The following is a 12,909-nucleotide window of genomic DNA, read 5'->3' as shown; positions in this document are numbered from 1 at the left end:
TCCACCTTAATACACAATCTGTTTCATTGTATGGTTGAACTTATAACATTGATTTTGAACGGAACAAAGGCGACAATCTCTGGCCCAGTCATCAGCGAGGGCCAATGCTTCACCCAAGAGCGTTAAATTTTCTTCAGGATGCCGACGATGTTCACGAATCCCACTTAAGATTACTTGAATATCCTCTGAATCAAACCCACAAACTTCAAGCAAAGGAAGCGCCAGCCGCGCACTGACCTCTGCGTGATCTTCACCGGTTTGATACTCAACCCAACGTCCAATATCATGAAGCAGCGCTGCAGCATATACCTTTTCCTTCGATAAAGTCATTACTCCCTTTTCCAAAAGATATACATAGGCTATACGAGCAACACTTAACCCATGCTCAAAGCCATGCTTACAAAAACACCGTTCCCTTTCCAATCCTTCTATCTTACCCATGTGACTGATATAATCCGCAAGTTCTACTAGTTGGTTGACACGAGCCATTGAGTGTAAAATATTATCCCACTCCCAACATTTTGCACGACTGCTTAATATAATAATCCATATGCCATAAGCCAGCTAGAGAAAAAGCCCCGGGAGTTAACCCAAGGCCCAACTTTCCTCTTTAAACATCCTATTATTTTATATAGGAGGCCTGTTCATACTGTTTCGATAAAATAAGGATAAATCCTGCCGGAAAATAAAAAGAATATAATAAAAATTAAAAACTCAGACTATTTTACGGGTTCCGCATGCTTAAATGTGTATGCTCCCTTATAGGATGGAATACGTAATGTTTTTCTTGTAATACTCACCGTCATCCCCTTTTGCTTTAGGTCAGGAGCTTCTAGCTTAGAAAAATAATCCAATAAGGTATCCTGGTCTCCTATTACATTCATTTCATACGGAATTCCCTCCGCATGGTTTATGGGCACTTGATTCACTAAAATAGTCGAGCTTCCACTTAGCACAATTGCTGACGAACTAACGATCCGTTGTCCATTTAAACTGATTGCCTCAGCGCCAGCGAACTTCAAAGTATTAATCATCCGAGCAATGTCGTCCGTACTGAGAGGAAAAAGGACCTTTTTATTACGGTCATCGACGTTAATCTGAATTCCCGGTCCCTCTACTGTTTGCGTCCCTTCAAGCATTTGCAATTGTTTGAGCTGCGCAAGAAGCTGCGGATCCGTACCAACCTTTTTTCGGGCGTTGTCCAACCTTTCTAATAGGACACGATGTTCCTCTTGTAGTTTAGTATTTTGCGTCTGGGAATTCAAAAGTACTGATTTCATTTGGGCCATTCGTTGCAAACTAATTCGTTCTGCTGCCGATACATTCTTTTGTGTTTGGGCCTGCAGAGATATCAGAAAACCTAAGGCAATCGCTACCATAGTGACTGGCAGCGCTAAGCTCCTCTTCCAACGATGCACTATGTCCCCTCCTTGATAGGTTCAGCATAACGATAATTCCTTAGCTTACCCGCTGGGATCGTAGACGTTTCCAAAACTTCAAGTTTACGTGTGATTCCGTATTGCTGTTGAAAATCGCCAAGTTTATCCCAACCATAAAATTTAAGTGCAGCCGACAAATTACCAGTATCACCAATTGCTTCAATTACATAAGGAGGCATTTGTCGAGTCCCATTAATCTGGATATATGATCCGCCACAGAATACCTCCGTATTGGTCGTAACTCGCTGATCATTCACAGCAATAGCCTCAGCCCCGCCATTCCAGAGAGCGTTAAAGATCTCGCGTATATATTGTTCGTGGATGTAGTAACTATTCAGATCATCTTGTTCTTTGGGAGCGCGCTTTGAATCATCAAGCGTAATCCGCACACCGGGACCAGTAACCGCTATTACACCTGCATTCATTTGGGCTTCTTGAAGTTGCTGATTCGCTAACGAAGAGGCGCTTTGACCTTGAGCGTATTTCTCTAGCTCCTGTTGCAGTCTCTCATTATCCGAAGAAATTTGTTGATTCTCTTGTTCCGTTTGAATCAGACTAGGCACAGCTGTATCCTGTCTTGTTACCTGGCTTCCAGAAGCCCCCTGCGCTTTGAGCAAGATGATAAAGAGAAATCCGATCAAAATTGAAGCCAACCCTAGCAAAGACCGCTCTCTTTTCTCCAACTGCATTTATCATACCTCCAGAACATCAACTTCGGAAAAAGGACACCCCTTCGGGCGTCCCTCAAATTCTTTATTCACTCAACCATTCGTCGCCCACTTTGGGATAGTCTATAAGTTCTTCCGGTTTAAAGTAAAGTGCAATCTCACGTTCAGCACTTGCAACCGAGTCAGAGCCATGAATAACATTACGGCTAATATCCATCGCATAGCTCCCTCGGATTGAACCTGGATTTGCACTAGCAGGATTAGTAGCTCCCATAAGTTCACGGGCTAAAGCCACTACATTCTTCCCTTGCCAAACCATCGCAACGACCGGAGAAGACATAATATATTCAACTGTAGGTTCAAAGAACCCTTTTCCCTTATGTTCCGCATAGTGTGCTTCCGCCATGGTTCGATCCACTTTGATCAACTTTAATCCAGCAAGTTTGAGACCCTTTTTCTCGAATCGAGCGATGATCTCGCCGACCAATCCTCGCTGGACTGCATCCGGCTTCAACATAATAAATGTCCTCTCCATTTTTTCCCTACTCCCCTCATACATGCCGTTAGTCGATTTTGTTTAACTCATCTTCAACGGTTTGACGTGGTAACTCTTTACCTTGCGAGCTTTTATCCTCTACCGTATCTAACGAACCATCCACGGTCTTTTCCAAGTTTACCGAAACTTCCGTACGTTCTTCTACGTCCGCGGGAACATCAAACTTTGCCATCAGAGCGCCAAAGTCCTTGACATCGAGCGTTTCTTTCTCCATTAAAGCTTCCGCGATCGCATGCAATTTACCAATGTTTTGACGAATCAGATTCTGAGCCTTCTGATAACAGTCATCGATTATGCGGCGAGCCTCCTTGTCGATCGCATAAGCCACCGCATCACTATAGCTACGGTCACGGGAAATATCTCTTCCTAGAAAAACTTGCTCTTCTTTGTGACCGAACGTGAGTGGACCTAGTTCCTCCGACATCCCCAACTCCGTAATCATTTTACGAACTAATCCTGTGGCGCGTTCCAGGTCATTCGAAGCACCCGTACTAATTTCATGAAGCACCACGGACTCTGCTACGCGTCCGCCCAGTAACATGGTCACTTGGTCAAGCAATTGGGATTTCGTCATATAATGACGGTCCTCTTTCGGAAGAAGAAGAGTATATCCTCCTGCCCTTCCGCGGGGTATAATCGACACCTTGTGCAAGGGGTCTGTATGAGAGAGAAGCTCTCCAAGTAGGGCATGCCCTGCTTCGTGATAAGATACCAATTTTCTTTCGAAGTCACTTATTACACGGCTCTTCTTCTCCGGTCCCGCAATAACCCGTTCAATGGAATCCTCCATTGCTTGCTGTCTAATATGGGTTTCACTCCGACGAGCAGATAGAAGTGCAGCTTCGTTAATCAAATTCGCTAGATCCGCTCCCGTGAAACCAGAGGTTCGTCTTGCGATAACTTCAAGATCAACATCCGCCGTTAACGGCTTACCTTTGGCATGAACTTTAAGAATTTCCTCGCGCCCCTTAACGTCAGGAACGTCAACAACAACTTGCCTGTCAAAACGTCCTGGACGCAAGAGAGCTGGGTCAAGGACATCCGCCCTATTCGTAGCCGCGATAATAATAACTCCATCGTTTCCATTAAAGCCATCCATTTCCACAAGGAGTTGGTTGAGAGTTTGCTCACGTTCATCATGTCCGCCACCTAAGCCAGCCCCCCGTTGCCGTCCAACCGCATCAATCTCATCGATAAAGACAATGCAAGGAGCGCTCTTTTTGGCTTGTTCGAACAAATCCCGAACTCGAGAAGCTCCAACTCCGACAAACATTTCTACAAAATCAGAGCCACTGATGCTAAAGAATGGAACACCAGCTTCTCCAGAAACAGCGCGAGCGAGTAAGGTTTTACCTGTTCCAGGAGGCCCAAATAGCAGAACCCCAGTAGGGATCTTCGCTCCCAATTCATTAAATTTTTTGGGGAACTTTAGAAATTCCACAACTTCTTCAAGTTCTTCCTTAACCTCGTCAGCACCTGCTACATCCGCAAACGTCACCTTTTTCTTGTCTTCCCCAACAAGACGAGCCTTACTTTTTCCAAACTGCATCACACGGCTTCCGCCACCTTGACTTTGTTGCATCATAAAGAAGAATAATCCAACAATAATGATAATCGGAAGCAATGTCGTAGCTAAGCCAATCCACCAAGGAGATTCTGGAGGCGTTGTTAAATTTAACGGGAGACCATGGGCTAATAAATCCGCTGTAAGTTGAGGATCACTAGCAAGCCCAATCACCTCGTGTTTTTTATCGTCTTTCGTTGTGACCGTATACTTAATGGTATTGTTTTCAACAACAGCGGCAACATCTTTAACCTGATTCTCAACAACAGCCCTTTTAAAGGCGTTGTAATCCAGTCCTGCCTCTTTACTGACGGGAGGGGTCGACCACTTAATCAACATAATCGCCATAAGAATTATGAGTACATAAATAGTTGCATTCTTAAAGACCTTCAAACAGGGTCCTCCTCTCTAGTTCAAACCACTTTATTACAAAGCAATTCTTCATATTATACCATGCAGTACTAGGTTTTACAACGAATTCAAATTGCGCTTAAAGCCCATGGCCGAAGAATGCAATAGATCCTTTTAGAGTCCTCGTTGGGCCGATACAGATCGCTTTGACGAACTCCGGGAATCCAGAGTACATCTGTTCCACACGCAATCAGAGGTAGCTTATCCCTTACATCAACTGATATCGTTTCTTCCTGGAAAACTTTTTTTATAGATTTATGTCCCACATCCTGAAACCACATCTTATCTCCTTGTCGCCGAGTACGACACACCAACTGATTTGGGAAACGGACCAATAGGTCCCGACTAAAAACTGCTACCATGTTTTTCTCACATTTGTCTAAAGTTCCTAGGGTTGAAGATAATTCCACTTCGTCACACAAGCCAATATCCGCCTGCAAACTTGGGATTCCGGACCATCTTCCCAAACCCAAGGCCATATCTGGAAGGGCTTTATTTTGGAAGGGAATACTCGCGCCGTCAGACTCACTAATAGCAGTATAACTTCTAAACCAAATACCTTGATTTGTAATTTTCACTCGCAAGCCTGGCAAATCCTGCATCCAATCAGGCTTTCCCTGGGATTCCATAATTTTTACAACATAGGAGAATCCTAATCCACGAGGTTCATTGCTTACCAGCATCGCCGCCTTACGCAATAATCGGGAAAGAATCGCTGCAGACTCATCAAAAATCCCACGGCTTAAACCGATTGTACCATCTGCGTCTTTAAGGTTGTATCTTCTCCATGCTACTTCCACTTGCTGGGCTAAGTATTCTTCATCCCAACGCAGAAGTTCTCCAGTACGCCCCAATGCCTCCTGAATTTTAAGATTGTAATTCTTCTCTAAGACAGGCAATAATTCCAAGCGGATTCGATTTCGAACATAGACTGGTTCATCGTTTGAACAATCAAGTGCATATGGCAAATCTTCATGCGCACAGTAATTCAAAATATCCTGTTTCGCAAACGCCAGAAGTGGACGAATGATAGAACCTTTGCTAGGATATATTCCCGCTAAACCAGCAGTTCCGCTTCCCCTAAGTAGCCGATAAAGAATGGTTTCTGCTTGATCACCGAGATGATGCGCCGTTGCAAGAAGGGTACACCCTTGCTTGATCATATCCTCTTTCCAACGGGCATAACGCCATTCTCGGGCCGCCTCTTGGAATGATTGGCCTACGAGTTTAGCATACCCTTTTGCATCAAAACGATGAATAATGCAAGGGATCTCCCACTTCGCGGCCATCTCTTGAACTAGGTGTACTTCCTGATCAGACTCTTCCCGAACCCCATGATGAACATGAGTTAAAACCAAAGAAATTCCCATAGACCGTTCCTGTCGAGCATAACGCCAAAGAATATGACTTAGCGCCATTGAGTCTGGTCCTCCCGACACCGCGACCATAACTTTTGCGTTCGGGGAGATCAGTCGAGGTAAAATTTGCGCACGTAGTTTTTCGTACATATTATGACCCCTTTCCGAACAAACGCAAGAGAATTATTGTAAACACATGGTTCTCGCTGTAACCCTTAACATTCTCTCCGTTAATCAATAAAGGCATACTCGAATATGGTGGTTAAATGCTCCACCCCAAAAAGTTTAAACCTCTAATTCCAATAGTTTAACACCTTCATCCTAAAACAGACAATATTTGGCCTGAGAAATAAGAAAAAGCACAATCCACACAAACCTAGACCGATTTCTGATTAGATAGAAGAAATTTGCTCTTTCTAATTAGAAAAGGCCCTGATTGCTCAGGGCCTGACGAATCCTTTCGTCGGTTTTTGATTGGCATCAAGTTTCATTCTTAGAACAAACCACTAACTTTACCCGTTTTGGTGTCAACGTCAATTCTTCTATAGGCAGGGTCAGAACTTGTACCAGGCATCAAAGTAATCGTCCCAGCCATTGGGCAAAGGAATTTCGCCCCACCATAAACTAAGATGTCACGAATTGGTAATCTCCAACCCTTCGGCACACCTTTTAATGCGGGATCATGGGATAGGCTTAAATGAGTTTTCACCATCATGGTAGCAAAGTCTGCATAATACGGATCAGACTCGAATTTCTTAGCCTTAGCTTCAGCTTCCGGAGCCCAATCAACTCCGTCTGCACCATAAACTTCTTTGGCAATGAGCTCAACGCGTTGACGAAGAGGCATTTCCAACGGATAGAGGCATTTGAAATCAACGTTTTCTTTACATGCATCCATGACGGCATCCGCCAATTCCAGAGCACCGTCTCCACCTTCAAGCCAGTGGTTAGAGTACGCGCAGCGTCCGCCCGCGTCTTTAACAATCTTCTTAATCAAGTTAACCTCTGCTTCGGTGTCCGTATAAAAGCCATTTACGCAGACAACAGGAACAATTCCAGATTTCTTAATAATACTAAGATGGTGAAGCAAGTTCGCGCACCCTTTTTCCACGAGTTCGAGATTTTCTTGGGTGTACTCATCTGGCAATGGACGACCTGGTACCACAGCAGGGCCTCCGCCGTGCATTTTGAGAGCTCGGATTGTAGCGACAAGGACGGAAACATTAGGCTTCAAACCACCTAAACGGGCCTTAACGTTCCAGAACTTCTCAAAGCCGATATCTGCTGCAAATCCGCTTTCTGTTACATGATAATCAAACATTTTGAGGCCAAGGCGGTCGGCAATGATTGACGACTGACCGATCGCGATATTGGCAAACGGACCAGCATGAACCATGACAGGTTGACCTTCAGCGGTATAACAAATTGTCGGATTAATTGTGTTACGCATCCAAGCAGTCATTGCGCCATCAACTTCCAAATCTTTGGTTGTGACAGGTTGACCAGTCTTACTATAAGCAACAATAATTTTTCCAATTCGTTCTCTTAAGTCAGGCAAATCTTTAGCAATCGCCAAAATAGCCATTAACTCTGAACCCACTGCAATCCCGAATTTAGATTGCATTTGGAAACCATCTTTTTTTCCGCCAATCCCAATAATAATATTTCTTAAGCCTTGCGCAGCGAAATCGATGATCCAACCCATTTCCACATTCTTAGGATCTATGTCTAAGCGCTTCAAGCCACGTTTAGCCAGCTCTTCATCCGTATAATTAGCTTCATGCTGCATCCGGGCATTCAGAGCTACCATAGCGAGGTTGTGTGCATTCATGATGTCATTGATATCACCAGTAAGTCCTAGGGAAAACTCAGTCATCGGTATCAGAAGGGCGTTGCCACCACCAGCAGCTGTCCCCTTAATATTCATGGTCGGTCCACCAGATGGTTGTCGTATAGCGCCGCCAACATTAACTCCTCTCTTAGCAAGCCCCTCGATCAGCCCTAATGAAGTCGTCGTTTTTCCTTCGCCTAATGGTGTAGGGGTAATGGCAGTAACTTCAATATAAAAGCCATCCGGTTTATCTTTGAGGCGCTCCATCATTTTCAGAAAGTCTACTTTAGGTGTCTTTCCATAAGGAATGAGTTCATCCTTTTTGAGTGACAGTTTTTCTATTAGCTCATCAACAGTAGGCATGTTCTTTTCGGCCTCTTCGGCAATTTGCCAGTCCTTTAGTTTTGTAGCATCCCAAGCCATAATTAATCCGCTCCCTCTACAATTTACTCTTCCCTGGAAAATCAGACGTTTAAAATCGGCTGTCTCAGTAAAAGACATAATAGTTTGATTCGACACACATTTCAGATTTCCTCCTTGTGGCAGGGAAAATCCAAATAATAGCAAGGAAATCCAAGTAACCGTTGAAATGTTTACTTTTAGTTAGTCAAGCCCATCACTCGTTCCAATAGTTTTTCCGAACGACCAATATAATGCCATCATCATCCAAGGCCCCTCCGCTTAACTGACGGGCCTCCTGGCCAATAAGGTCGGCTATTTCTTGGGCATTATTAAATGTCACCTTCTCCAAAAAACTTTTTATCCAATCCTCACCCTCTTTCAAAACATCTTGTACTCCATCTGTTAATAAGATCAATGTTTCTCCACTCTGCATCTCAGCCTCTATGACCGGAATGTCAATCTGGTTCAAGATACCCGCCGGAAGGCTGGACGATGAGTAAGATTTTACTCCGTTGGGACCGACCAGATAGGAGGAAGATGCCCCCACTTTAATCAGCTTCAAATTAGCAGACTCTAAATCTAAAATAGCCATATCAATCGTCACGAAGCTTTCTTCAGGAGAGCGCAGGACCAGGATAGAGTTCAGCGCCTGAATTGCGCCTTCTGGTTCAAACCCTGTCGTTAACAGTTGCTCAAGGAGAGTTAGGGCAGTTGCACTCATCTTCGCAGCATTTTCTCCTACTCCCATCCCATCACTCAAAATAAAGGCATGTTGCGTCGTGGAGAATGCAATCGAAGCATAATTATCTCCGCTCATTCTATTTCCAGTTTTCGTAAATGTCGTTACGCCCACATCGAGAAATTGGCGGCGACGACGTGCTAAATTCGAGGGTTTAACTACTTCCCAGTTATGTTGAGTGTGAAGTTCCTTAGCAAGATTCCCTATAACCTGCGAAACATTAAGAAACTGCCGCGACAAGGCCTCTTGGTTAAGTACTAGACGACGCCGCCAAGTTTCCTGGCTCTTCTCTTGTTCTATAATAAATTGCACACCCAACAGCATTTCTTTCATTCTTCCGCAATGACGCTTCCACTCGACTGGCAAAGATTGTAGCTTGACATCCGTTTGATTCTCTACCAGGGCAAACAGTTCAAAAAAGATATGATAGGTTTTATAAAATTCTCGATTCCAACATACATCAACAGTCGGGCAAGAATGACACACACGCTCAACCAGAACGTTCATCAGTTCTGAAACTTCTGGGCGTACCTCAAACGATTCTGACTCAGCAGCTTGATAGCTTAATGCTATTTGATCAAAAATCTCTGCCAACGTCTTAACTTTGGAAACCGTGGTTTCTACCTCCGGAATCACTTTTGGTTTCAAAAAGTCCTTACTGGGAGTTGCTCCCGGCCATAGAAGAAAAAGGAACAAACCAACTGATGAGGAAACAAGTTGAGTATAAATTGCCTCTTGTCGAAGAAAAACAGTCAGCATCAGCATCACCGCAATAAAAGCTGTCCCAATTCCTACCTTCCCAAACCGTCGAAATGCGCCTGTACAAAAACCAGCCAAACCATATATTCCTGCATCCATAAGATTTTGGGTGTTTAAGGTCAGTTGAGGCATAAAGCCTAATATTGCTCCGACGCCTGCCGAAGTCCCCGCTCCGTATCGTTCAGATACAAATAAAGTGAAAAAGCTCAACAAGACGACCGAAAAATTGATTCCCACGATTTGAACACCTTGAAGACCACTAATTACACCGATAAGGATTAAAAGCCAGACAATTCCTTGTTCTCGCTGAAATTGGCCCCTCCAAATAGCCTCTTGATGACTCAGTGCAAACCAAAAAACGATTGCAAAGCCTCCAACCAGTATACTATTAAGCCCAATAATGAGGAAGGTATAAAGATTTGGATTTGCTAAGCTTGTGGCAATAGAAGAAATGAGTGCTACCATTAACCCGGTTAGAATCACTAAATAGATTCCCTCGTGCCTTTTTTTCCGCACAGATGGTAAAATCACTGTCAAAGTTGCTAAAATTGCCACAACCTGTAGGGAAAAGGATACGTCTTTCAAGGAAAGCACACCGATGACAATACCCAGTAACCCAAAGGATAATCCGCCTTCCCCTCTCAACAGCAATGCCGCACCGAACGCGACTCCGAAAGGATGAAGACCCAAAATGCTGCCCCGCGCCAACAGCCCCCCCAATATTAGCGGGAAAAAGGAATTTTCAATTGAAATCCTACTACGCAGGCCTTGATCTAGTTTCAGCGTTGCCCATTCCGTCATAATGTCACCTCTTACCATTTATGATAACATTATAGACCACCTAGATAGCAAAGCTTGTCTAGTGGAGTCAATGAAGCGCAACAACTTTCGACGTTGTTCATAATAAATCTCTTTATACTTCCGACTTAACCCTGAGGTTCTCTCAAATGCGCCCGCATTCTCATAAAATAGGTATAAAAAAACTAAGGCTTTTTCACAAAAGAAAAGCCTTAGTTCTCACACTCTCTACACCTGGAACAGGACGTTCGAATTTATACCGACGGCAAGGATGGCGGCCTCCTCTAATTGAAAATATCCGCTTAATAAAAAAACCGCCTTTCGGCGGTTATCTTAGTATCGGCTTGAACCTCTACCTCCACGTTTAGAGTCCGTGGCCCGGCGAAATTCGGTTTGACGCTCATCACTGTCTTTTATAAACTTAGCCAATTTATCCTCAAAGGATACAGTCGGCGGAAGACGGCGTTCACGACTCACATTACGAACAGTTGGATTTGCTTGTTTGATCGAAAGTCCAATCTTTCCTTTTTCATCAACATGAATGACCTTCACTTTAACGTGATCCTGTTCCTTTAAATAATCTCGAACGTCCTTGACATAGGCATCAGCGACTTCCGAGATATGTACAAGTCCGGTTACTCTATCCGGCAATTCAATAAATGCCCCGAAGTTCGTGATCCCTGTCACGACTCCTTCAACAATACTGCCAACGTCAATGGCCATACGAAGTAAACTCCTCCTTGTGATGATCTATCTAACCTACTCTATATTATATGCAGTACGTTTCATGCCTGTCAAGGTTAGAAAAGCATTGCAGGGTACTAATTTTTGGGAGAAATGATTATTTCGCCATGTTTTACGAGTCCTAACTGCTCTCGAGCCAACTGTTCGATGTAACTTGGGGTATTTAATTGAGCAATTTCATCGCGAAGAAGTTTTTCTTGTTGTTGCAATGTCCCCTTTTCTTGATTTAAATGGGCTAATTGATCCTCAACCTGGATACGGAGTTTCCATATTTGCCATGCTGAACTTCCGATAATCGCAAGCATAACGCAAAGTAAAAAAACAGACCCTTTACGAAGTCGAACCCTTTGCCTGTTTTGAGTCTTAATCTTCTGACGAGCCTTCCTCATCCAATTCCTCTCCTCCTAAACCGAGCTCACCTTCCGGGATGATACAAACGATCTCATACCCTTTACCCCTTGCACGGGTTAATAAAGTTGCTACAGAACTTTGACTAAGATGGAGTCGTTTAGCAATGGTTTCGAGAGATTTCCCACTTTCTTTGAGGATCACTGCTTGGCGTTCCCGAAAGCTTAATTTTTCCAAACCTCTAATTTCAATCTGCATTGTAGCACGCCCTTGCTAAAGTTATACACAAGTGTGGATATTCTGTGGACAAACCTCTTACAAAGCGTCTACAAACAATGGACAAATTAATGTGATAATTCTATTATAGCTACTCCTTACTGGGGAATCAATCCCTCTCGGAAATTTTACCCATTTATCTTGGGGGGCAAAAGGTGGTTCAATAGCTCCTTAAACCTCCTTTTGATATGCACGATTGGTTCTAGAAGGATAAACTCGCCAATTCGATAGACAAGTAAACTGAACCAGCGCAACATGGCATAAGGCGGTCTCATGATGAAAACGAGAGCCTTGATAGGAATCATTATCCCTCTGTGGATAAGTTCTGCAAAGTAAGTTATAACCCTATAAAATCCAAAAAAAATGCGTACGGAAAAACGACTCACTAATTTTAGATATAGGATCAGGCCAAGTAAACTTCCCCAAATAATATAAAAACGAAAGGCTAATGCATTTGCCCTCTTAAAAAAGTGGAAAAGAATGCACAACGCGACTAAGGAAAAGAGCACATCCCCTAAAATAGTCAAAATCTGCCCCCAGCCTTGCCAACGTCTGAATGAACGATAGAAATCAAAAGCTAGGCCCACTGTTGCACCCGCTACAATTACCCAAAAAAACGTCACAAATTCTGAGATTGTTCTTCCTCCTTTCTTCTGTGACTATGGAGGTCTTTTAACGGAAGATGCGGTTAATAAAGCCTTGACGGGATCCATCGCCCGTATTTCGATGATAGATTAAGGCGCTGACATGCCCCTGAAGGTCAACCAACCCGTCCTCGAGATTCAGCAATTTGATGCCTAACTGATCTCCCTTGATACTCAATATCCCAAGTTCAGTTTCAAGAATGATTTCCTTGGGGTCAAAGGACTGAACCTTTTTCACTCCTGTCAACGCGATTAGTTCTCGATTTTCCATGACAAGGCGATGTCCTTTGCTAGCTTTGTCCACCATGCCCCATCCCCCTAACTCTTTTTCTTCTTATAACCCTATTCACCTTATTCGACCTTTAGTCATTA

General features: G+C 43.7%; 13 protein-coding genes. All 13 read right to left on the bottom strand.

Annotated features, from left to right (window positions below):
• Window positions 1–6: 6 nt before the first annotated feature.
• The 13 genes from E4K68_RS04700 to yabP all read right to left on the bottom strand — a co-directional run bounded on the left by E4K68_RS04700 (window position 7) and on the right by yabP (window position 12,844).
• A complete protein-coding gene (locus tag E4K68_RS04700; protein ID WP_199241684.1) occupies window positions 7–489 on the bottom strand; it encodes an HD domain-containing protein in 483 nt (160 codons plus the stop codon).
• A 230-nt stretch (window positions 490–719) separates the two neighbouring features.
• Complete coding sequence (locus E4K68_RS04695) at window positions 720–1,418, bottom strand: DUF881 domain-containing protein (RefSeq protein ID WP_243450260.1); 699 nt, start codon at window positions 1,416–1,418, stop codon at window positions 720–722.
• The gene (locus E4K68_RS04690) at window positions 1,418–2,128 is read right to left on the bottom strand and encodes a DUF881 domain-containing protein (RefSeq protein WP_135377583.1); all 711 of its coding nucleotides are present in this window, start codon (window positions 2,126–2,128) and stop codon (window positions 1,418–1,420) included. Before E4K68_RS04690 ends, E4K68_RS04695 begins: the two co-directional genes overlap by 1 nt.
• Window positions 2,129–2,192: 64 nt before the next feature.
• Window positions 2,193–2,642 (bottom strand): nucleoside-diphosphate kinase, encoded by a 450-nt coding sequence (ndk, locus tag E4K68_RS04685; RefSeq protein WP_135377582.1) that lies wholly within the window; start codon window positions 2,640–2,642, stop codon window positions 2,193–2,195.
• A 28-nt stretch (window positions 2,643–2,670) separates the two neighbouring features.
• Complete coding sequence (ftsH, locus tag E4K68_RS04680) at window positions 2,671–4,620, bottom strand: ATP-dependent zinc metalloprotease FtsH (RefSeq protein ID WP_135377580.1); 1,950 nt, start codon at window positions 4,618–4,620, stop codon at window positions 2,671–2,673.
• A gap of 86 nt (window positions 4,621–4,706) precedes the next feature.
• Window positions 4,707–6,146 (bottom strand): tRNA lysidine(34) synthetase TilS, encoded by a 1,440-nt coding sequence (tilS, locus tag E4K68_RS04675; RefSeq protein WP_135377578.1) that lies wholly within the window; start codon window positions 6,144–6,146, stop codon window positions 4,707–4,709.
• 343 nt (window positions 6,147–6,489) lie between these two features.
• Window positions 6,490–8,250, bottom strand: coding sequence for a formate--tetrahydrofolate ligase (locus E4K68_RS04670; protein WP_135377666.1), 1,761 nt, complete (start codon window positions 8,248–8,250; stop codon window positions 6,490–6,492).
• Window positions 8,251–8,443: 193 nt separating this feature from the next.
• Window positions 8,444–10,528, bottom strand: coding sequence for a SpoIIE family protein phosphatase (locus E4K68_RS04665; protein WP_135377576.1), 2,085 nt, complete (start codon window positions 10,526–10,528; stop codon window positions 8,444–8,446).
• A gap of 330 nt (window positions 10,529–10,858) precedes the next feature.
• Entirely contained in the window at window positions 10,859–11,248 is a 390-nt protein-coding gene (locus E4K68_RS04660; protein WP_135377574.1) for a S1 RNA-binding domain-containing protein, read from the bottom strand.
• A gap of 98 nt (window positions 11,249–11,346) precedes the next feature.
• Entirely contained in the window at window positions 11,347–11,658 is a 312-nt protein-coding gene (locus E4K68_RS04655; RefSeq protein WP_135377572.1) for a septum formation initiator family protein, read from the bottom strand.
• Window positions 11,633–11,875 (bottom strand): sigma factor-like helix-turn-helix DNA-binding protein, encoded by a 243-nt coding sequence (locus E4K68_RS04650; protein ID WP_135377570.1) that lies wholly within the window; start codon window positions 11,873–11,875, stop codon window positions 11,633–11,635. The genes E4K68_RS04655 and E4K68_RS04650 overlap by 26 nt, the downstream gene beginning before the upstream one ends.
• A gap of 146 nt (window positions 11,876–12,021) precedes the next feature.
• The gene (gene yabQ, locus E4K68_RS04645; protein WP_135377568.1) at window positions 12,022–12,516 is read right to left on the bottom strand and encodes a spore cortex biosynthesis protein YabQ; all 495 of its coding nucleotides are present in this window, start codon (window positions 12,514–12,516) and stop codon (window positions 12,022–12,024) included.
• Window positions 12,517–12,565: 49 nt separating this feature from the next.
• Window positions 12,566–12,844 (bottom strand): sporulation protein YabP, encoded by a 279-nt coding sequence (gene yabP, locus E4K68_RS04640; protein WP_135377566.1) that lies wholly within the window; start codon window positions 12,842–12,844, stop codon window positions 12,566–12,568.
• Between the last annotated feature and the right edge of the window lie 65 nt (window positions 12,845–12,909).

The organism is Desulfosporosinus sp. Sb-LF (genome assembly GCF_004766055.1).
Taxonomy (GTDB): domain Bacteria; phylum Bacillota; class Desulfitobacteriia; order Desulfitobacteriales; family Desulfitobacteriaceae; genus Desulfosporosinus.
This window is presented reverse-complemented; position numbering and strand designations above follow the sequence as displayed.

Bases quoted from the DNA above. Each gene is read 5' to 3' on its own strand.
- E4K68_RS04700 (WP_199241684.1), bottom strand. From the start codon at position 489: ATGGCTCGTGTCAACCAACTAGTAGAACTTGCGGATTATATCAGTCAC.
- E4K68_RS04690 (WP_135377583.1), bottom strand. From the start codon at position 2,128: ATGCAGTTGGAGAAAAGAGAGCGGTCTTTGCTAGGGTTGGCTTCAATT.
- ndk (WP_135377582.1), bottom strand. From the start codon at position 2,642: ATGGAGAGGACATTTATTATGTTGAAGCCGGATGCAGTCCAGCGAGGA.
- tilS (WP_135377578.1), bottom strand. From the start codon at position 6,146: ATGTACGAAAAACTACGTGCGCAAATTTTACCTCGACTGATCTCCCCG.
- E4K68_RS04670 (WP_135377666.1), bottom strand. From the start codon at position 8,250: ATGGCTTGGGATGCTACAAAACTAAAGGACTGGCAAATTGCCGAAGAG.
- E4K68_RS04665 (WP_135377576.1), bottom strand. From the start codon at position 10,528: ATGACGGAATGGGCAACGCTGAAACTAGATCAAGGCCTGCGTAGTAGG.
- E4K68_RS04660 (WP_135377574.1), bottom strand. From the start codon at position 11,248: ATGGCCATTGACGTTGGCAGTATTGTTGAAGGAGTCGTGACAGGGATC.
- E4K68_RS04655 (WP_135377572.1), bottom strand. From the start codon at position 11,658: ATGAGGAAGGCTCGTCAGAAGATTAAGACTCAAAACAGGCAAAGGGTT.
- E4K68_RS04650 (WP_135377570.1), bottom strand. From the start codon at position 11,875: ATGCAGATTGAAATTAGAGGTTTGGAAAAATTAAGCTTTCGGGAACGC.
- yabP (WP_135377566.1), bottom strand. From the start codon at position 12,844: ATGGTGGACAAAGCTAGCAAAGGACATCGCCTTGTCATGGAAAATCGA.